This window comes from Phenylobacterium sp. (genome assembly GCF_036563285.1).
GTDB lineage: Bacteria > Pseudomonadota > Alphaproteobacteria > Caulobacterales > Caulobacteraceae > Phenylobacterium.
This window is the reverse complement of record NZ_DATCMR010000011.1, coordinates 364,141-383,043: the sequence shown is the minus strand read 5'-3', so window position 1 is coordinate 383,043 and position 18,903 is coordinate 364,141. Positions and strand designations below refer to the sequence as shown.

The window sequence follows — 18,903 nt, the reverse complement described above, 5'->3', positions numbered from 1 at the left end:
TTCGGGCCACGACAGCCCGGGGTGACCATGCAGACGCGTATCCTCTCGCCGGCGCTCGGCGCGCTGAGCCTCCTCCTCGCCACCTGCGCGATGTGCGCCGTCCCCGCGCCGGCCCAGGCGCAGACGGCGGCCAGCGCGGAAGATGCGCGGATCACTGCCTTCTTCGACCGCGAGTTCGAGCAGGAGCTGGAGCTTCGCCCGCAGCTCGCCACGCGCCTGGGCTTGAGGACCGGCATGGACCGGCTGGACGACTTCAGCGAGGCCGGCCAGCTGACGCTGCTGCAGTGGCGGCGCGGCAGCGTCGCGCGCCTGAAGGCCCAGTTCGACCGGTCGAAGCTCTCGCCCGAGCTGCAGGCCAGCTACGACATGTGGGTGGGCGAGCTGGAGCGGGCCGAACTCGCCCACCGCTTCCGCGCGTATGCGCCGCCGCTCTACTCGTTCCTGGACTCCGTCCACACCGACCTGCCGAGCTTCCTGGTGAACACCCACCCCGTGGCCGAGGCGTCCGACATGCGCGGCTACGTCGCCCGCCTGCGCGCCGTGCCGGCGGCGCTGGACACCGCAATCGCGGAGACCCGCAAGTCCGCGGCCCAGGGCATCCGGGCGCCGCGCTTCCAGTACGAGTCCATCGTCTCCGGCAGCCGCCAGCTGATCGCCGGCGCGCCATTCGACGCCTCGGGCAAGGACTCCCCGCTGTGGGCGGACGCGAAGGAGAAGGTCGCCAAGCTGCAGTCGGCCGGGAAGGTCACACCCGCTGAGGCGCAGGCGCTGCTGGCGGACGCCCGCGCGGCGGTGCTGGCGCTGAAGCCCGCCTACCAGCGGGTGATCGCCTGGGCCGAGGTCGACAAGGTCCACGCGAAGTCCGGCGCCAGGGGCGCGGTGACCCTGCCGGGCGGCGGGCCGTGGTACGCGGCGGCCCTGAAGCTCCACACCACCACGGACATGACGCCGGAGCAGGTGCACCAGCTCGGCCTCTCGGAAGTCGCCAGGATCACCCGCGAGCAGGACGCGCTGGCCCGCAAGGCCGGCGTCGCCGACGCGGCCGCCTACTACGCCGAGCGCGCCCGGCGCCACCCGCCGGCGCCATGGACTGACGCGCTGCGCGCCGAGTACCTGGCCGAGTCCAACCGGTTCGTCGGGGCCGTCCGGGCGAAGCTGCCGGCCTGGTTCGGCGAGCTCCCCGTGCACCGTGTGGAGGTCGTGCGCGAGCCTTCCTTCAGCGAGGTTGCAGGCGGGGCCGCGCACGCCGCGCCGCCGACGCCGGACGGCTCACGGCCCGGACGGGCCTATGTGCACCTGCTGGGCGTCACCGAGGACCCGGCAGCGCTCTACACCCTGATGTGCCACGAGGCGATCCCGGGGCATGTGCTGCAGGGCGACATCCAGGTGCGCAAGCAGGGCGGGCCGAGGTTCCGCCGCGGCTACCGTTACGTGTCGTACGGCGAAGGCTGGGCGCTGTACGCCGAGCAGCTCTGCAGCGAGATGGGCGCCTTTCCAGACGTCGCGGCCGACTTCATGCGCCTGGACGCCGAGCTGTTCCGGGCCGCGCGGCTGGTGGTCGACACCGGCATCCACGCCAAGGGTTGGACCGAGGACCAGGCCGTCGACTACATGATCAGGATCGGCCGGCAGACGCCCGACGGCTCGCGGGCCGAGGTCCGGCGCTACATCACCTGGCCCGGCCAGGCGACGGGCTACAAGATCGGCATGATCCGCATCCAGCAGCTCCGCGCCAAGGCGCAGCGCGAGCTAGGCCCGCGCTTCGACATCAAGGGTTTCCACGACCTAGTAGTGGGCGGCGGCTCTGTGCCGCTGACCGTGCTCGACCGGGCGGTGGACGAGTGGATCGCGCGGCGGAAGGCGGCGGCCTAGGCCACCACCCAGCCGTCGTCGTCGAGGATGGTCGCCGGCGCCGAGCCCACGCCGATCGTGGCGCCGCGGGCGTTGGAGAGGCCGACCATGAAGTCCTCGTCGGGCTCGGCGATGGAATCGCCCACCACCTCGATGCGGACCACCTTCGAGGTCTCGCCTGCCGCGAAGTAGACGGTGCCCGTGGTGCGGCCGGTGAAGTCGGCGGCGTTGGTCTCGCCCACTAGCCAGTAGTCGACCATCACGAAGTTGCTGGCGTCGCCCGAGCGCGTGACGGTGAAGTCAAAGAAGGTGTTCGAGCCATCGCCTTCCGCCAGGGCGCCGGGGCCGCTGATCGACACGCTGGCCGGCGGGGTGGCGCCGGTGTCGTCGTTGACGATCTTGCCCGGGTTGCGGGGGTTCTGGATCGTGGCGCCGGGCGAGTTGAACAGCTCGACGTAGAAGCCCTCGTCGCCCTCCGGCGCGGTGTCGCCGGCGACGTTGACCGTGAACTGCTTTGAGGTCTCGCCGGGCGCGAAGCTGAGGGAGCCGGTCATGGCGCCTGTGAAGTCGTCGGCGCTGGAGGCGGCGCCGCCCGGCTGGGTCGCGGTGGGCAGGACGCGCCACTCCACGGTGGTCGTGCCGCTCGTCTCGCCGGAGCGGTTGACCGTGTAGGTGTAGGCCGTGGTCCCGCTGTCGCCCTCGTTCTGCGTGATGCCGCCGGGCGGCGTGCCCCAGGTGAGGGTGGCCATCGGCGGGGTGTCGGAATCATCGTTGAGGATGGCGGTGGTGGCCTGCTGGGTGGTGATCGTGCCGCCCCGAGGGTTGGAGATGCCGACGAAGAAGCTTTCGTCCCCCTCGCGGGCGGAGTCGCCGACCACGTTCAGCGTGATGGTCTTGGAGGTCTCGCCGGCGGCGAAATAGACCGTGCCGCCCGTTGGGCCGGAGAATTCGGCGGAGTCGGTCTGGCCCACGGTGTACCAGTCGACCATGCCGAGCTGCGAAGCGTCGCCGCTGCGCGTCACGGTGAACTGGAAGGGCGTCGTCCCACCCGTGCCTTCGGCGGCGGGCGCGGGGCCCGAGATGGCGAAGGTGGGCGTGGTGGCGATGCCGTCGTCGTTGTTGATGCGGCCGGGGCGGCTGTCGAAGGGCAGGGTGGCGCCGGGCGCGTTGCGGAGCTCGACCTGGAAAGCCTCGTCGTTTTCAGGCGTGGTGTCCCCGCGGACCTGGACGTCGATAGTCTTGGAATTTTCGCCGGGGCCGAAGGTGATCGTCCCCGACAGCGGGCCGGCGAAGTCGTCGGCGTTGGCCGAGCTCGGGCGGACGAGCCAGTCGACAGTCGTCGTGCCGCTCGTATCGCCGGCGCGGTTCACCACGTAGCTGAAGGTGGTGACGCCCGCGTCGCCTTCCTGGCGGGTCACCCCGGCGGAGCTGGTGCCCCAGGTGATGTTGCTGACCGGCGGCGTCTCCGCCCCGTCGTCGTTGAGGATGGTGGTGGTGGCGCGTCCCGCGGTCCCGGAGATGGTGTCCCCGCCGCGCGGATTGGAGAGTGCGATGGTGAAGCTCTCGTCCGGCTCCACCGTGGTGTCGCCAGCCACCTGGATAGTGATCGTCTTGGTGGTCTCGCCAGCGGCGAAGTAGACGGTCCCGCCCGGCATCCGGTTCGGCGTGCCGAAGTCGGTGGTGTTGGTGAAGCCCGGTCCGCCGTTATCCCACGCCTTGTAGTAGTCCACCGCGGCGGCCGCGCTGGCGTCCCCCGAGCGCGTCACGGTGAAGGTGAAGGTCTTGAACCCGGAATCGCCTTCGGTGGCCGGTTCGGGGGCAGTGATCGAGATGACAGCCATGGTCTGATAGCTCCTGAACGAACCCACGGGCACGCCACCGCTCCCCGCATGGAAGGCATGCGGGAGCGGGCGCACGGGCCGTGTCGCCCTCGTCTGGGCGGTCAACCTGGAACCCAGGCGCGATGTTCCGCAGGCGGACCGCACGACATACCGATAACTCGAAGGTGAAATGGCGACGCTCCCGCGGAGGCGGCGTTTCCCGTGGCGCGGCAGGAGCGCTAAGAGGGGCCGGGAACCTTCCTCAGCCGGCGGCATCCAAGTTGACGCTGCCGTCACTTTTGGGCATCCGGGGCCGATGAGCGAAGCCGTAGGGCATGTGGTGATCGTGGGCGCCGGCCACGCCGGCGGGACCGCCGCGGCGCTGCTGCGCCAGTACGGCTACCCGGGTCCGATCACCCTGCTCGGCGAGGAGCCGATCCCGCCGTACCAGCGGCCGCCACTGTCGAAGGCCTGGTTGAAGGGCGAAGCCAACGCCGAGGACCTGGCCCTGAAGCCGCTGGAGTTCTACGCCGACCACGACATCGACTTCCGGGCGAACACCACGGCGGAACGGCTCGAGCGGGCGGCGAAGAAGGTGGTGCTCTCCGACGGCTCGGAACTCACCTACGACAGCCTGATCCTGGCGACGGGCGCGCGGGCCATCGCCCTGCCGATCGCCGGCGCGGACCTGGACGGCGTGCTCTTCCTGCGCACCGCCGCGGACGCCGAGACCCTCAAGGCGCGCGTCGGGCCGGGCAAGCGGCTGGCGGTGGTCGGCGGCGGCTACATCGGCCTGGAGGTCGCCGCCTCGGGCCGGGCCCTGGGCGCCGAGGTGGTCGTGCTGGAGCGCGAGCCCCGCCTGTTGGCGCGGGTGGCCTGCGAGGCGCTTTCCGACTTCTTCAAGGGCTACCACGAGGTCAAGGGTGTCGCCTTCGAGCTGGGCTGCAGCGTCACCGCGTTCGAGGGCGAGGGCGGGAAGATCGCCGGCGTGCGCCTGGCCGACGGGCGGGTGATCCCCTGCGACGCGGTCGTCGTAGGCGTGGGCGCCCAGCCCAACGACGAGATCGCCCGCGACGCCGGGCTCGAATGCGCCCGGGGCGTCGTCGTGGACCTCGAGGGCCGCACCTCGGACCCGGCGGTCTTCGCCATTGGCGACGTGGCGCACCGGCCGCTGCCTCTCTACGACCGCATGTTCCGGCTGGAGAGCGTGCCCAACGCGCTGGAGCAGGCCAAACAGGCGGCCTCTGCCATCGCCGGACGTCCCGCGCCGGCCGGCGAGGTGCCCTGGTTCTGGTCCGACCAGTACGACCTGAAGCTCCAGATCGCGGGCCTCCCCTTCGACGCCGACCGCATCCTGCTGCGTGGCGATCCCGCCAGCGCGAAGTTCGCCGTCTTCCATCTGAAGGGTGACCAGGTGCAGGCGGTGGAGGCGGTCAACGCCCCGCCGGAATTCATGATGGGCAAGCAGCTGATCGGGCGTCGCCAGCCGGTGAACGTCGATAAGCTTGCGGACCCGGCGGTTTCCATGAAAGAGGTCGCGGCCTGAGCGGGCTGCGGAAGACGATGGCCAAGATCACCTACATCGAGTTTGACGGCACGGAGCACCAGGTCGAGGTGAAGCCCGGCCTGTCGGTCATGGAAGGCGCCGTGAAGAACAACATCCCGGGCATCGACGCCGACTGCGGCGGCGCGTGCGCCTGCGCCACCTGCCACGTCTATGTGGACGCAGCCTGGCAGGCGAAGACCGGGACCAAGTCGGCGATGGAGGAGTCGATGCTCGACTTCGCCGAGAACGTCGAGGACAACAGCCGCCTGTCCTGCCAGATCAAGGTGTCGGACGACCTGGACGGCCTCGTCGTCCGCATGCCGGAGAGCCAGCACTAGCTGGCCTCGAGACGGAGGTCCTGAAGATGGCCGAGCCGAAGGACCCGCCCGCCGACGAGACGCCCATGCAGCGCGCCCTGCGGCTGAAGAAGGCCGCCGAGGAGTCCCGCCCCAAGCCGCCCCGCGGCGGCAAGTTCCAGCGCGAGCAGGCCCAGGCCAAGCTGATGGGCAAGTCCAAGCCCTGGATGTCGCGCTAGGCGGCCTGGCCGCCGCACCATGTTACCCAAGGTCATGCGATTGGCGCGGCGCGTCATGGCGCCTGGACGCCCATGGCGCGAAGCTCCCCTCAGTAAACTCCAATGAATCCGAGGGGATCATGCGTCTGATTTCGAGCCTGATCGTCATCGCCGCCCTTGCGGCGGGCGCCGCCGAGGCGGGCCCGTACAAGGCCCCGCGCAACAAGGCGGGCCAGCCGGACTTCCAGGGCATCTGGACCAACACCGCGCTGACCTTCCTGACGCGGCCGCCGATCATCAAGGGCCTGGTGCCCACGCCGGAGGAGCAGGCGAACTTCAAGAAGATGTTCCTGAGCATGGCGGGCGAGATCGCCAGCGATGCGCCGATCGACCCGAACAAGCCCGCGCCGCCGGAAGTGAAGGAGGTCGCCAACGCCGACTTCCTCGAGATGGACATGAACTTCGGCAAGGTCCGCGGCCAGGTGCGCAGCTCGTGGATCATCGAGCCCAGCGACGGGAAGATCGCCCTGACCGACGAAGGCCGCGCGCTCGGCCGCGCCAAGTTCAACGGCAAGACGTTCGACAATCCGGAGAACCGCCCGGTAGACGAGCGATGCCTCACCGCCATCGGCCGGCCGGAGGGGCCGCCGATGATGAACACCGGCTTCAACGGCCACTACCAGTTCGTTCAGACCGAGGACCACGTGGCCATCCTGGTCGAGATGAACCATGACGTCCGCATCGTCCGGCTGAAGGATCACAAGCGGCCGCACAAGACCATCACGCCCTGGATGGGCGACTCCATCGGCTGGTGGGAAGGGGACACCCTGGTGGTGGAGACCACCCAGGTGCATCCGAACGGCGCGAGCTTCGGGTCGATGATGGGGAACTACGCCTTCAAGGCCACTTCGGTCGTACGCGAGCGGTTCACGCGGATCGGCAAGGACGAGCTGCTCTACGAGTTCACAGTCGACGACCCCACGCTCTACGCCAAGCCGTGGAAGGCGGAGATGTCCTTCCGGCCGGCGACGGGGCCGATCTACGAATACGCCTGCCACGAGGGGAACTACTCCCTGACCAACATCCTCGCCGGCGCTCGGGTGCAGGAGAAGGAAGCTGCCAAAGCTCCGCCCTCCGCCGCGAAGCCTGGCGTCCACTGATGGATGACCGCCACGCCTGAGCCGCTAGAGTGGGTCCCCTGAACGGTCGGGGGACCCATGAAGCTACGTCTTGTGCTGAGCGGCCTGGCCCTGGCGCTGCTCGCGCTCTACCTCGCCAACGCCTCATGGATGGCGCGGCCGCAGGGGCGGCTCACGATCCTGGCCCATCGGGGCGTGTCGCAGACCTTTCCGCACGACGGCGTCGACGACGCCACCTGCACCGCGACGCGCATCCGCACCCCCACCCACGGGTTCCTGGAGAACACCCTGCCGTCCATGCGCCGCGCCTTCGAGCTGGGCGCCGACGTGGTGGAGATCGACGTCCACCCCACGACGGACGGCGAGTTCGTGGTCTTCCACGACTGGACGGTGGACTGCCGCACGGACGGCAAGGGGCCGACTCGGAAGAAGACGCTGGCGGAGTTGCGGGCCCTGGACATCGGCTACGGCTACACGGCCGACGGCGGGAAGACCTATCCGTTCCGCGGTAAGGGCCATGGCCCGATGCCGACGCTGGCCGAGGTGCTCGCGGCGTTCCCGGCGGGCCGGTTCATGATCAACGTGAAGAGCAATGACCCAGCCGAGGGCGAGGCGCTGGCGCGCTACGTTGCTCGGACGGCGCCCGGGACGGAGCCCAGGCTGGTGGTGTTCGGCGGTTGGAAGCCTGTCGAACGCGTGCGCGCCGTGAACCCGCAGCTGCGCGCCTTCCACAAAGGCCAGTTCAAGGACTGCATGGTTGGCTATCTCGCGACGGGCTGGTTCGGCCGCGTGCCGGACGAGTGCCGCGGGACCATGGTGTTCGTGCCGCAGAAGCAGGGGTGGCTGCTGTGGGGCTGGCCGAACCGGTTCCTTGTGCGCATGCAGAAGGCGGGCGCGGAGGTCTACATCGCCGGCGACGCCCAGCTCACCGGCCGCCAGAGCCTGCACGGCCTCGACGATCCCGAGCGGGCTAAGAAGATCCCCAGGGGCTGGAAGGGCGGGGTGTCCACCGACCGCGTGGAGCTGATCGGGCCGGTGCTGAAGCCCTAGCCTACATCTGCAGTTCGGGCTGGGCGGCCGCGGCCTGCGCCTCTTCGGGAAGGTGGCAGGTGAAGGTGGCGCCGGCGCCGGGTTCGCTTTCCAGGGCGACCCAGCCGCCGTGCAGCTCGGTGAGCGCCTTGACCAGCGCCAGGCCCAGGCCCGGGCCGCCGCGCTCGCGGCCGATGAAGCGGTCGAAGATGTGCGCCTGGACGTGGAAGGGGATACCGCGCCCGCTGTCGGAGACCTGCAACTGCACCTCGCCCAGCGCGCGGCGGGCCGCCACCGTGACCGTCCCGTCCGGCGGGGTCTGCGACAGCGCGTTCTCCACCAGATGGTCGAGGATCTGGGCGAGCCGCTTGGTGTCGCCGCGGATCACGCCGATGTCGTCCGGCCGCTCCACGATCAAAGAGACTTTCTGCGCCTCGGCCTGCTTCAGCCACCGGCTGGCGACGCTGATCAGCAGGTCGGAGACGCGCACGTCCTCCATGTCGAGGGCCATCTCCTCGGCGTCGATCTGAGCCATGTCGAGCACGTCGTCGATGGAGCGCGCGAGCTGGGTGGCGGCGGCCTTGACCGCGCCGGCATGGGCGCGCCCGCGCTCGGACAGGTTTTCGCCCGAGCTCTCCAGCAGCTCGGAGTAGCCGATGATCGTGGTCAGCGGGGTGCGCAGCTCGTAGGAGACGTTGCCGACGAAGTCCCGCTTCAGCCGCTCGGCTTCGGACAGCGCCGCCTCGCGCGCGGCCAGCGCACTCTCCAGCTTGCGCGTATCGGTGACGTCGGCGAAGGCGATCAGCGTCGCCCCGTCCGGCAGCGGGCGCGACTGGTAGGCGACGATGCGGCTGTCGGAGGTCTTCACCTCGCCGGACATGGGCGAGCGGGCCGACGGGTCGGGGTCGGCCACGCGGCCCTTCAGCTCGCGCCAGAAGTTCATGTCGTGCAGCTTGGGCACGCAGAGGTCGACGACGCCCTCGAAGTCGCCGGCGGCCTCCAGCTGCTGGGGCCCGATGTTCCAGAACCGCTCGAAGGCCTCGTTGTGGAGGCGAAGCCGCCCGTCGGAGCCGAACACCGCGACCGCGTCGTTGAGCTTGTCGAGCGTGGCCTGCTGGACCTGGATGAGCGCGTTGTACTGGGCCTTCAGCTTCAGCTCGCCGGTGATGTCGCTGAACAGCAGCAGCAGGCCGCCCATCGGGTGCGGCTGGCGCACCACCTTCAGGGTGCGCCCGTCCGGCACGCTCCAGAGGTCGTCTGGGCCGACGCTGAGCTGTTCGTAGTGGTCGAGCTCGTTTGCCTTCCACTTGCCGTAGTCCGCCGTCTCCGGCAGGCGGCGGCGCTGGCGCAGGCGGTCCAGCACCTCGCCATGGGTGGGCCGCTCGGCGAGCCAGGCGGGCTCCAGCCCCCACAGCTCAGCGAAGGCCGCATTGTGGAAGATCAGCCGTTTGCCCTCGCCGAATATGGCGACGGCCTCGGCGATGTGGTTCAGCGTCTTGTCGTGGGCCTCGATGTTGCGCTTGAGGACCTCGCGCATCTCCTCGACCTCGGTGACGTCGTCGGTCCAGACCCCCACCCCGCCGCCTTCTAAGGGCTGGGCCCAGATGCGGAAGGCGCGCCGGCGCCCGCCGACGGTGGCCCAGCGCACCATGTCGCGCATCTGGCCGAGGTTGGCCGCTTCGCTGGCCAGGGCATCGACGGTGCGGTCGAACGAGACGCCGCGGCTGGCCGCCTCGTCGAGGGAGGCCGCGTCGACCGCCTTCAGCCACGCTGCATTGACCCACACCGGCGAGCCGTCGGCCGCCGCGATCCAGGCTGGGCAGGCCCGGGCGTTCAGGAAGGCGGCGAACCGCGGGGCGGTGGGCAGGGCGGCGTCCTGGCCCATCGCCGCGGAGAGCCTGAGCCAGGCGAGCGCGCCGGCGGCGCGGCCTTCGACCGTCACGACGCCGGAGGGCCCCTGGACCTCGAAGGCGCAGGTCTCGCCGCGCTCGAAGAGGGCGCGCAGGCGGCGCGTGTGGTCGGGGTCCGCCCGCATCAGGGCGTTGACCAAGGCCTGCGGGTCGGCTTCGGCCAAGCCCAGGGCCTGGGCGCAGTTGGCGAGGCTCTCCTCACCCGACGCCAGCATGGCCTGGCCGTCCTCGACGGCGAGCAGGGCGGAATCGAAGGCTTCGGCGGACGCCTGGGCGGCTTCCGCGCGGGCTTCCAGCGCCTGGAGATCGGCCGCCAGGGCCTCGACCCGGGCCTGGGCCTGGCGGCGCTGGGCGAGCGCCCAGAGCACGGCGCAGATAGCGAGCGAGACCGCGCCCGCCGCCGCCGCCAGGATCAGTTGGTCCGCGCTCATCCCAAACCTGGCCCGCTCCGGCGAATCACTCCTTCGGAGCTTACGGCGGCTAGCCATCCGCCGCACGTGCGCCCAAGTATCCTGCACAGTCTTTTGTGCGCATGATCAGGGACATGACCGCGATCCTCTATCCCATTGCCACGAACGCCGAGCTGGCGCTCAGCCAGCCGCGCGGCCGGGCGGCGCGCGAGAAGGACGCCGCGAAGGTGGCGGGCGAGGCGGTGGTGTTCACCACGGACGCCGTGGGGCCGGCCTTCGCGACCGAGGCGGCGGCGCTGCAGGCCTACGGCGAGCGGGTCGAGGCGCCTGACGCCGCCGACCGCTATTGCCGGCTGACCGAGCAGATACTGCCGGAGCCGGGGCGCAGCTTCGCGCCGGTGCAGCCCACCTACGAGGACGGCCGGCGCTGGCCGAAGCCCGCCCCGGCGCCGCGCACCGCCTGGCGGCTGATGGTGTCCTACTGGCGGCTTGCGTCGGCCGAGCGGCCGATCGAGGCGCCGCAGGCCCGCCAGGCCCGGCGCGCCAAGCAGAACCTCGCGCCCGAGACCCTGCGCGCCATCGCCCGCCAGCCTCTGAGGCCTGTCGAGCCGCAGCAGCCGCTGGACATCGGCCTCTTCGAGACCCGCCTGCCAGAGAACCCGAACATCGTGGTCCCGGATGAGTGAGCCCCGCTTCGGCAAGGCGCCCTCGCTGGACGATCTCGCGGCGCTCGCAGAGGCCGCCTACGCTGGCCTGCCCGAGGGCTTCCGCAAGATGGTCGGCGACGTGATCTTCCGCGTCGACGACTTTCCGCCTGACGAGGTGCTGGACGAGCTGGGCATCGAGGACAGCTTCGGCCTGACCGGCCTCTACCAGGGCGTCGACCTGTCCCGCCGCAGCGTGTTCGACCCGAGCCCGCAGCCGTCGATGATCTTTCTCTACCGAAGGCCGATCCTGGACGAGTGGGCGGAGAACGGCGAGGTCACCCTGGAGGAGCTCGTCGCCCACGTGCTGGTGCACGAGATCGGCCACCATTTCGGGCTATCGGACGCGGACATCGACACGATCGAGGCGGCCGCCGAGAGCGCGTGAGGGTTACCTAACGAGAAGTTGACGCGTCCGTCATCTTTGTTGACTGAACGGCGTTCAGATGGCACGGTCGGACCCAAGCGAGACTGGGCCGAAACTGCGCCCGGCGGACCAGGAGCGAGACGATGGCCGACGGCAACATCACCAAGGACGTAATCTACGACGCCGTCGCGCCCGACGACTTCGAGTCGATGCTCGAGCTCGACCGCTACAACGCCCGCTCGACCGCCTTCGACAAGATCATCAGCGCGACCCACGACCACTTCTGGGATCCGCTGGACGCCAAGTACATCGACTTCTCCGAGCCGTTCGACATGGAAAACACCATGATCCTGCCGGAGAAGATGATCGGCGCGCTGCAGCTGGACTACGTCAACGAGACGCTCGGCTCCGAGAAGCGCCGCATCGCGTTCGCGAACGCCCAGACGCTGCGGACCTTCTCCTCGATCCTGCATGGCGAGCAGGGCGCGCTTAACCTGTCGGCCAGCCTCTGCCACGTGCTGAAGGACCAGGGCGCGCAGGAGTACGCCGCGAACCAGACCCGCGAAGAAGCCCGCCACGTCACGGCCTTCGCCAAGTACATCAAGGCCCGCTGGGGCCGCCCGGTGGAATGCGGGCCGGTGCTGAAGGACCTGCTCGTGGAGATCATCCACGCGCCGGAGGTCTACAAGAAGATCATCGGCATGCAGATGCTGGTGGAGGGCCTGGCGATGGGCGCCTTCGCGACGATCTTCAAGGAAACCAACGACCCGCTGGCGCGCAAGCTGACGCAGCTGGTGATGACCGATGAGGCCTTCCACCACAAGTTCGGGAAGATCTGGGCCGACCGGACCATCCCGCACCTGACGGAAGCCGAGCACGAGATCATCGAGATGTGGGCGGCGCACTGCTTCCAGACGCTGCTCTTCAACCTCGTGGCGCCCACCCAGAACGTCGGCCTGTACGAGGAGTTCGGCCTCGACCCGAACCGGGTGATCGCCGAGATGGGTGAGCTCATCAACGACGAGCGCCGCCGCGAGGACATGAAGGAGGCCACCAACATCTTCCGGGTGCTGGTGAAGACCCTCCTGAACGCCGGCATCATCACCGAGCGCACCAAGGCCTTCTACGGCGTCTATGTCGACATGGACGAGCTGAAGGGCGAGGGCGACAAGATGGTCGGCGACGACATCGCCGAAGAGGGCATCAAGTACCTCCAGGAAATCAACTTCAAGGACCGTGCGCGGCAGGTGCTGATCGCGGCCGAATAGGCTCTCTCTCCTAGTCGAGCGTACCTCGCCCGCCGGCTCCCGCCGGCGGGCGTTTTCTTGCCGCAAGGGAATTGGGGTATCCTCCCGGCAAAAGCGCTCTGGGAGGAGCCGTGATGGCCGACGGCAACATCACCAAGGACGTCATGTACGGCGCCGTGGCGCCCGACGACTTCGAGTCCATGCTGACGCTGGACCGCTACGGCGAGCGCACGACCGCCTTCGACAAGATCATCAGCGCCACCCACGACCACTTCTGGGACCCGCTGGATCCCAAGTACATCGACTTCTCCGAGCCGTTCGACCTCGAGAACGAGGCCATGATGCCGGAGGAGACGCAGCCGCTGCTGCGGCTGCCTTACATCGCCGAGACGCTGACCGACCCGAAGGAGAAGGTCCGCTTCATCAACTACATGCAGCTGCGCAGCTTCTCCTCGATCCTGCACGGCGAGCAGGGCGCGCTGAACCTCTCCGCCAGCCTCTGCCACGTGCTCTACGACCAGGGGGCCCAGGAGTACGCGGCCAACCAGACGCGGGAGGAGGCGCGCCACGTCACCGCCTTCGCCAAGTACATCAAGGCCCGCTGGGGCCGGCCGGTGGAATGCGGCGCGGCGTTGAAGAGCCTGCTCGTGGAGATCATCGAGGCGCCGGAGGTCTACAAGAAGATCGTCGGCATGCAGATGCTGGTCGAGGGCCTGGCGATGGGCGCCTTCGCCAACGGGTACAGGTACAACCGCGATCCGCTGGCGCGGAAGCTGTTCCAGCTGGTGATGACGGACGAGGCCTTCCACCACAAGTTCGGGAAGATCTGGGCCGACCGGACCGTGCCGCACCTCACCGAGGCCGAACGCAACCAGGTCGAGGACTGGACCGCCCACTGCGCCCAGAAGCTGCTGTTCGACCGCGGCGACCCGCGGCAGATGGCGGAGATCTTCGGCGAGTTCGGCCTCGATCCGGAGCGGGTGGTCGCCGATATCGTCCAGCGCCGGAAGGAGCGCGACCCGAACCGCAAGTTCAAGGGCGAGACCAACGTCTTCCGCGTCCTGATCAAGACCCTGCTCAAGGGCGGACTGATCACTGAGCGGACGCGCAGCTTCTACGCCATGTACGTCGACCTTGAAGAACTGGCGGCGGAGGGCGAGCGGATGATCGGCGACGACATTGCCGAGGACGGCATCCGCTACCTGCAGGAGATCAACTTCAAGGACCAAGCGCGGCCCGTGACGATCGCGGCCGAGTAGGCTAAGCGCTCAGCCTCATGGTGAAGCTTGCCCCTCTGACGGCCGTCGTCTGCCTGGCCGCGGCCCCGGTCGCCGCGCAGGAGAAGGTCGAGCTCACGTCCATGATGGGCCGCTGGTACGAGGTCGCCCGGGCGCCCAACAGCCTCCAGAAGGGATGCCTCGCCGGGGCCTCGGACTGGGTGCGGGTCTCCGACGGCTTCTCGGTGGTGCAGTCCTGCCGCAAGGGCTCAGCTGACGGGCCGCTGGCGCAATGGAAGGCGAAGGCCCGCGTCCTCGATCCGGGCGCGAACACCCGCTTCAAGATGACGTTCTTCGGCGGCATGATCTCCCAGGAGTACCGCGTCCTCGAGCACAAGGCGGAGCAGGGCTGGCTGATCCTCGCCACCAAGGACGGCAAGTACCTGTGGCTGATGAGCCAGAAGCCCGTCCTACCCGCCCCGGTGCGGACCGAGGCGATCACCCGGATCCGGCAGCTCGGGTTCGATCCGGGCCGGCTCGAGTTCCCGCTGCCGCCGCGGAGTTGATGTCGCACTTGATCGGCGAACGAAGGCGGAACAAGGTGCCGGCATGGACGTCGCCGTCACCGTCGTTTCCGTCTCGCGTCCCGAGACCACCGCGTCCGTCACCCGCGGGGCGGCGCGGCTCCTGACGGCGCTGGGCTATGCCCCGCTGGCCGAGGTCACCCTGCCGAACGGCCGGCGCGCCGACCTTATGGCGCTCGGGCCCAAGGGGCAGATCTTCATCGTCGAGGTGAAGTCCTGCGTCGACGACTTCCGGGTCGACCAGAAATGGCAGGAGTACGAGCCCTACTGCGACGCCTTCGCCTTCGCCGTGCCCCCGGAGTTCCCGCGCGAGATCCTGCCGCAGGAGCCGGGTCTGATCGTGGCCGACGGGTTCGGCGGCGCCGTGCTGCGCGAGGCGCCGGCCGTTGCGCTGGCCGGGGCGCGGCGCAAGGCGCTCACCTTGGCGTTCGGGCGGCTCGCGGCGATGCGCGCCGCCGGCGTGCAGACCAACCTGCTCGAATAGCGGTTAGCGCGGCGCGCGCTTGGCGAGGATCCGCTGCAACGTGCGGCGGTGCATGTTGAGGCGGCGCGCGGTCTCCGAGACGTTGTGGTTGCAGAGCTCGTAGACGCGCTGGATGTGCTCCCAGCGAACCCGGTCGGCGCTCATCGGGTTCTCGGGCGGGGCCGGCGAGGAGTCGCCCTTGGCCAGCAGGGCGCGGGCCACGTCGTCGGCGTCGGCGGGTTTCGAGAGGTAGTCCACCGCGCCGGCCTTCACCGCCTGCACGGCGGTGGCGATGTTGCCGTAGCCGGTGAGCATGATGATGCGGGCGTCGGGCCGGGCGTCGCGCACCGCCTCCACCACCTTCAGCCCCGAGCCGTCCTCCAGCCGCATGTCCAGCACCGCAAAGGCGGGCGGCCGCGACTTCACCGCTGTCAGCGCCTCCTGGACGCTGCCGACCAGCGTAGGCTCGAAGCCGCGCTGCTCGAGCGCCCGGCCCAGGCGGGTCCGCAGGGGGGCGTCGTCGTCGAGCACCAGCAGCGACTTGTCCGGCAGGGCGGCGACGTCGGAGGAAAGATCGGTCATGCAGTCACCCCGTTTGCGGGGTCCCTCTACTTGGCGCGGCATCCTGTCGCAGGTTCTTACCTTTCGGCAATTGAAACTGCGCCGTCAACCGGCTCCCACCTCAATCCTAGATCGAGGCCAGCGTGCGGATACAACCGCCCCTCTCGGCCGTCCGTTCTGAAACGTCACAACAGCCCCTGTCCGTTCCAACAGGGTCTTCGAGATGAAGAAGCCCAGGCCCATGCCGATGTGGCCGGTGCGCCCGCCCTCGACTCCCGGCCGGGAGGTCACATAGGGCTCGCCCAGCTTGGCCAGGATCTCGGGCGCGAAGCCGGGGCCGTCGTCGCGGACCTCGATGGAGACCGTCTCGGCGTCGAAGCGGGCCGAGACCAGCACCTCGGAATTGGCGAAGTCGACGGCGTTCTCGACGAAGGAGGTCATGGCGTGGGTGATCTCCGGGAAGCGCCAGATGTCCGGCGCCTTCACCCCGGACGCGCCGGTGACGATGGCCTCGACGCGGACGTCCTTCACCGATGCGTGGGGCTCGATCACCTCGTGCACAAGCTGCCGCAGGCTCATGCGCTCGTGCACCTCGTCGGAGGCCTTTTCCGGTGTCTCGGAGAGGCGCTTGAGGATCTCGCGGCAGCGCTCGGCCTGGGCCATGAGCAGTTCGGCGTCCTCCTTCACCTGCGGCGTCGGCGCCTCGCGCATCATCTCCTTGGAGACGATGGAGATGGTGGCGAGCGGCGTGCCGAGCTCGTGCGCGGCGGCGGCGGCCAGGGCGCCCAGGGCCGAGAGCCGCTGTTCGCGGGCGAGCACCGCCTGGGTCACGTCCAGCGCCAGCGCCATGCGGGCCGACTCCTCGGCCGCCTGGCGTACGTAGCCGGCGATCAGGGCGATGCCGGCCATGTTGGCGATGGCCGCGCCGATCCGGTAGCTCTGCGGGATGAGGCTGTCCGCGCCTGGCGCCTCGGGCAGCGGCATGGCGAAGAAGGCGAGCAGCACCGAGGCCGCCGCCGCCAGCGCCCCCAGCGTGGCCACCGGCCAGGCCGGCAGGGTGGCCGCCGCCAGCGTCACCGGCGCGATCAGCAGCAGGACGAAGGGGTTGGCCGTGCCGCCAGTGAGGAACACCAGGGCGGAGATCTGCACCACGTCCACGGCGAGCTGGGCCGTTGCCTCGCCGTCCGCGAAGATCCGCTGGCCCGGCGAGGCCACGCCGGTGAGCAGGTTGATCCAGGCCGCGGCGCCGACCACGGCGAAGCAAAGGGGATAGGGGGCATGGTAGTTCAGGCCCAGGCCCACCACGAGCAGCAGCAGCACTTCGCCGGCGATGATCATCCAGCGCAGGGTGACGAGGGTGCGGACCCGTAGCTGGCTGCGGCGGACGCCGACGCTGTCGGCCTCCACCTCGCCGTGCAGGCCGGCGGCGTCGACGATGGCGGCGGTGGGCGCCTTGGCCGGGTTAGCCATGCGCAGGGGCCTGCCTATCGCGAGTAAGACGCGCTAAGGACCCAGGCATGAGCCGTCGAACACTCGCCATCCTCGCTGTCCTGGCGCTCGCCTTCGCCATTCTGACCGGCCTCGCCGTCCGCTCGGGCATCCTCGCCACCAAGCCGCAAACCGCCGCCGTGGGCGGACCGTTCCAGCTGGTGGACCAGACGGGGCGCACCGTCGACGAACGGCTGCTGAAGGGCAAGTGGAGCGCGGTCTTTTTCGGCTTCACCTACTGCCCGGACGTCTGCCCGACGACCATGTTCGCCCTGGGACAGGCGGAAAAAGCCCTGGGCGCGGAGGCGAAGGACTTCCAGACGGTGCTGATCTCCGTGGATCCCGGGCGCGACACGCCGCAGCAGATGGCCACCTACCTCTCCAACGGGTCGTTCCCGCAGAAGGCCTGGGGGCTGACCGGCTCGCCGCAGCAGGTGGACGCCGCGGCCGGCGTCTACCGCGTGTTCCACCAGAAGGCCGGCGAGGGTGCGGACTACACGGTCAACCACTCCACCGTGACCTACCTGATGAACCCGCGAGGCGAGTTCACCTGCGCCATCCCCTACAACACGCCACCGGACGTGATCGCCAAGAAGGTCCGGGCCGCGATGCAGCAAGGACCCCGCGCCCGCTCCTGCTGACCGGCGGCGCACAGCGCCCACGGTTCATCCAACGCTGGTCAGGAACTCGGCAAGTCGCTGCGGCGCAGAATCAAGCTTTACCTTGTGCATCCGTTTAACCGTTCGCATGTTAATGCTGCGGCGCACAAAGGAGCGGCGACTTGCTCTACACCCTCTACGAGGCCGGCTATTACGGCTCGACTCCGCTCCGGATGGCGGCGCGGATGACGCGCGACTTCTGGAGCTCGCCGCTCAATCCGGCGGCCGACACCGAGTTCGGCCGCAGCCTCTATGCGGGCGCCGACCTGTTCGCGAACCTGACCCGCCGCTACGGCAAGCCGGCGTGGGGCGTCGACAGCGTGAAGATCGATGGCCAGCCCGTGCGGGTGCGGCCCACCGAGGTGTGGTCGAGCCCGTGGGTGAAGCTCACCCACTTCAGCCGCGACATGGCCGACATGCGAAAGGCTGGCCGGCGCGAGCTGGAGCCGGCGGTGCTGATCGTGGCGCCGCTCTCCGGCCACTACGCCACCCTGCTGCGCGGCACGGTCGAGGCCTTCCTGCAGGACCATGAGGTGTTCATCACCGAATGGACCAACGCGCGCGAGGTGCCGATCTCCGAGGGCCGGTTCGACTTCCACGACTACATCGACCACGTCCGCAAGATGCTGCAGCTGCTCGGTCCGCGCCCGCACGTGGTGGCCGTCTGCCAGCCCGGCCCGCCCGTGCTGGCCGCCGCGGCCCTGATGGCGGAGGACGGCGACGAGAGCCGGCCCGCCACCATGACCTTCATGGGCTCGCCGATCGATGCGCGCCTGTCGCCCACGGTGACCAACAAGCTGGCCGAGGAGAGGCCGTTCGCCTGGTTCGAGTCGAACATGATCTACACCGTGCCCGCGCCGTACGCGGGCCTGGGCCGGCGCGTCTATCCGGGCTTCGTGCAGCTCGCCAGTTTCATGTCCATGAACCTCGAGAAGCACCAGGAGGCGCACCTGCGCTACCTGCAGCAGCTGATGGCGGGCGACGGCGACAGCGCCGACCAGCACCTGAAGTTCTATGACGAGTACCTCTCCGTCCTCGACCTTACGGAGGAGTTCTACCTCCAGACCGTCGACGTGGTGTTCCAGCGCTACCTGCTGCCGAAGGGCGAGCTCGTGCACCGCGGCCGCCCGGTTCGCCCGGAGCTGATCACCGACATCGGCCTGCTCACCGTCGAGGGCGAGATGGACGATATCTCCGGCATCGGCCAGACCCAGGCGGCCCACACCCTCTGTTCGGGCCTGCCGGACGAGCTGAAGGAAGACTACGTCCAGCCGCACGTCGGCCACTACGGCGTCTTCAACGGCCGCCGGTTCCGCGAGGAGATCTACCCGCGCGTCCGCGCCTTCGTGCGCACGGCGGATCGTCGCTTCGACAAAGCCCGAGTCGCCGCCTAA

General features: G+C 69.4%; 18 protein-coding genes. 14 read left to right on the top strand and 4 right to left on the bottom strand.

Features of this window, described 5'->3' with window-relative positions:
- Positions 1-27: 27 nt before the first annotated feature.
- Positions 28-1,872 carry a DUF885 domain-containing protein gene (locus tag VIL76_RS12560; RefSeq protein ID WP_332045374.1) on the top strand — a complete coding sequence of 615 codons (1,845 nt, stop codon included), beginning with the start codon at positions 28-30 and terminating at the stop codon, positions 1,870-1,872.
- Here the strand turns inward: VIL76_RS12560 and VIL76_RS12555 are convergent.
- Complete coding sequence (locus VIL76_RS12555) at positions 1,869-3,692, bottom strand: Calx-beta domain-containing protein (protein ID WP_332045373.1); 1,824 nt, start codon at positions 3,690-3,692, stop codon at positions 1,869-1,871. The genes VIL76_RS12560 and VIL76_RS12555 overlap by 4 nt on opposite strands.
- Before the next feature lie 295 nt (positions 3,693-3,987).
- Here VIL76_RS12555 and VIL76_RS12550 point away from each other — a divergent pair, with 295 nt between their 5' ends.
- The 5 genes from VIL76_RS12550 to VIL76_RS12530 all read left to right on the top strand — a co-directional run bounded on the left by VIL76_RS12550 (position 3,988) and on the right by VIL76_RS12530 (position 7,920).
- The gene (locus tag VIL76_RS12550; protein WP_332045372.1) at positions 3,988-5,217 is read left to right on the top strand and encodes an NAD(P)/FAD-dependent oxidoreductase; all 1,230 of its coding nucleotides are present in this window, start codon (positions 3,988-3,990) and stop codon (positions 5,215-5,217) included.
- A gap of 17 nt (positions 5,218-5,234) precedes the next feature.
- Positions 5,235-5,555 carry a 2Fe-2S iron-sulfur cluster-binding protein gene (locus VIL76_RS12545; RefSeq protein ID WP_332045371.1) on the top strand — a complete coding sequence of 107 codons (321 nt, stop codon included), beginning with the start codon at positions 5,235-5,237 and terminating at the stop codon, positions 5,553-5,555.
- 26 nt (positions 5,556-5,581) lie between these two features.
- Positions 5,582-5,752, top strand: a complete 171-nt coding sequence (locus tag VIL76_RS12540; RefSeq protein ID WP_332045370.1) for a hypothetical protein — start codon at positions 5,582-5,584, stop codon at positions 5,750-5,752.
- A gap of 119 nt (positions 5,753-5,871) precedes the next feature.
- Positions 5,872-6,891 carry a hypothetical protein gene (locus VIL76_RS12535; RefSeq protein ID WP_332045369.1) on the top strand — a complete coding sequence of 340 codons (1,020 nt, stop codon included), beginning with the start codon at positions 5,872-5,874 and terminating at the stop codon, positions 6,889-6,891.
- Between the two features lie 57 nt (positions 6,892-6,948).
- A complete protein-coding gene (locus tag VIL76_RS12530; protein WP_332045368.1) occupies positions 6,949-7,920 on the top strand; it encodes a glycerophosphodiester phosphodiesterase family protein in 972 nt (323 codons plus the stop codon).
- 1 nt (position 7,921) lies between these two features.
- On the opposite strand, the gene VIL76_RS12525 is transcribed toward VIL76_RS12530, so the two are convergent.
- On the bottom strand, positions 7,922-10,240 hold the full coding sequence (locus VIL76_RS12525; RefSeq protein WP_332045367.1) for a sensor histidine kinase: 2,319 nt from the start codon (positions 10,238-10,240) through the stop codon (positions 7,922-7,924).
- 113 nt (positions 10,241-10,353) lie between these two features.
- On the opposite strand from VIL76_RS12525, the gene VIL76_RS12520 reads away from it, so the two are divergent.
- From VIL76_RS12520 to mmcB, 6 genes are all read left to right on the top strand, one after another.
- Positions 10,354-10,905 (top strand): hypothetical protein, encoded by a 552-nt coding sequence (locus VIL76_RS12520; RefSeq protein ID WP_332045366.1) that lies wholly within the window; start codon positions 10,354-10,356, stop codon positions 10,903-10,905.
- Positions 10,898-11,311 (top strand): metallopeptidase family protein, encoded by a 414-nt coding sequence (locus VIL76_RS12515; RefSeq protein ID WP_332045365.1) that lies wholly within the window; start codon positions 10,898-10,900, stop codon positions 11,309-11,311. The genes VIL76_RS12520 and VIL76_RS12515 overlap by 8 nt, the downstream gene beginning before the upstream one ends.
- A 122-nt stretch (positions 11,312-11,433) precedes the next feature.
- Entirely contained in the window at positions 11,434-12,558 is a 1,125-nt protein-coding gene (locus VIL76_RS12510) for a ferritin-like domain-containing protein (protein WP_332045364.1), read from the top strand.
- A gap of 113 nt (positions 12,559-12,671) precedes the next feature.
- Positions 12,672-13,796 carry a ferritin-like domain-containing protein gene (locus VIL76_RS12505; RefSeq protein ID WP_332045363.1) on the top strand — a complete coding sequence of 375 codons (1,125 nt, stop codon included), beginning with the start codon at positions 12,672-12,674 and terminating at the stop codon, positions 13,794-13,796.
- Positions 13,797-13,813: 17 nt separating this feature from the next.
- Positions 13,814-14,320 carry a lipocalin family protein gene (locus VIL76_RS12500; protein WP_332045362.1) on the top strand — a complete coding sequence of 169 codons (507 nt, stop codon included), beginning with the start codon at positions 13,814-13,816 and terminating at the stop codon, positions 14,318-14,320.
- Positions 14,321-14,363: 43 nt separating this feature from the next.
- The gene (gene mmcB / locus VIL76_RS12495) at positions 14,364-14,822 is read left to right on the top strand and encodes a DNA repair putative endonuclease MmcB (RefSeq protein ID WP_332045361.1); all 459 of its coding nucleotides are present in this window, start codon (positions 14,364-14,366) and stop codon (positions 14,820-14,822) included.
- 3 nt (positions 14,823-14,825) lie between these two features.
- Here mmcB and VIL76_RS12490 read toward each other — a convergent pair whose 3' ends face one another.
- Complete coding sequence (locus tag VIL76_RS12490) at positions 14,826-15,383, bottom strand: ActR/PrrA/RegA family redox response regulator transcription factor (RefSeq protein ID WP_332045360.1); 558 nt, start codon at positions 15,381-15,383, stop codon at positions 14,826-14,828.
- Between the two features lie 84 nt (positions 15,384-15,467).
- Positions 15,468-16,832 (bottom strand): ActS/PrrB/RegB family redox-sensitive histidine kinase, encoded by a 1,365-nt coding sequence (locus VIL76_RS12485; RefSeq protein WP_332045359.1) that lies wholly within the window; start codon positions 16,830-16,832, stop codon positions 15,468-15,470.
- Positions 16,833-16,879: 47 nt separating this feature from the next.
- Between VIL76_RS12485 and VIL76_RS12480 the strand changes: the two genes are divergently transcribed.
- Positions 16,880-17,491 (top strand): SCO family protein, encoded by a 612-nt coding sequence (locus tag VIL76_RS12480; protein ID WP_332045358.1) that lies wholly within the window; start codon positions 16,880-16,882, stop codon positions 17,489-17,491.
- 140 nt (positions 17,492-17,631) lie between these two features.
- Positions 17,632-18,903 carry a polyhydroxyalkanoate depolymerase gene (locus VIL76_RS12475; RefSeq protein ID WP_332045357.1) on the top strand — a complete coding sequence of 424 codons (1,272 nt, stop codon included), beginning with the start codon at positions 17,632-17,634 and terminating at the stop codon, positions 18,901-18,903.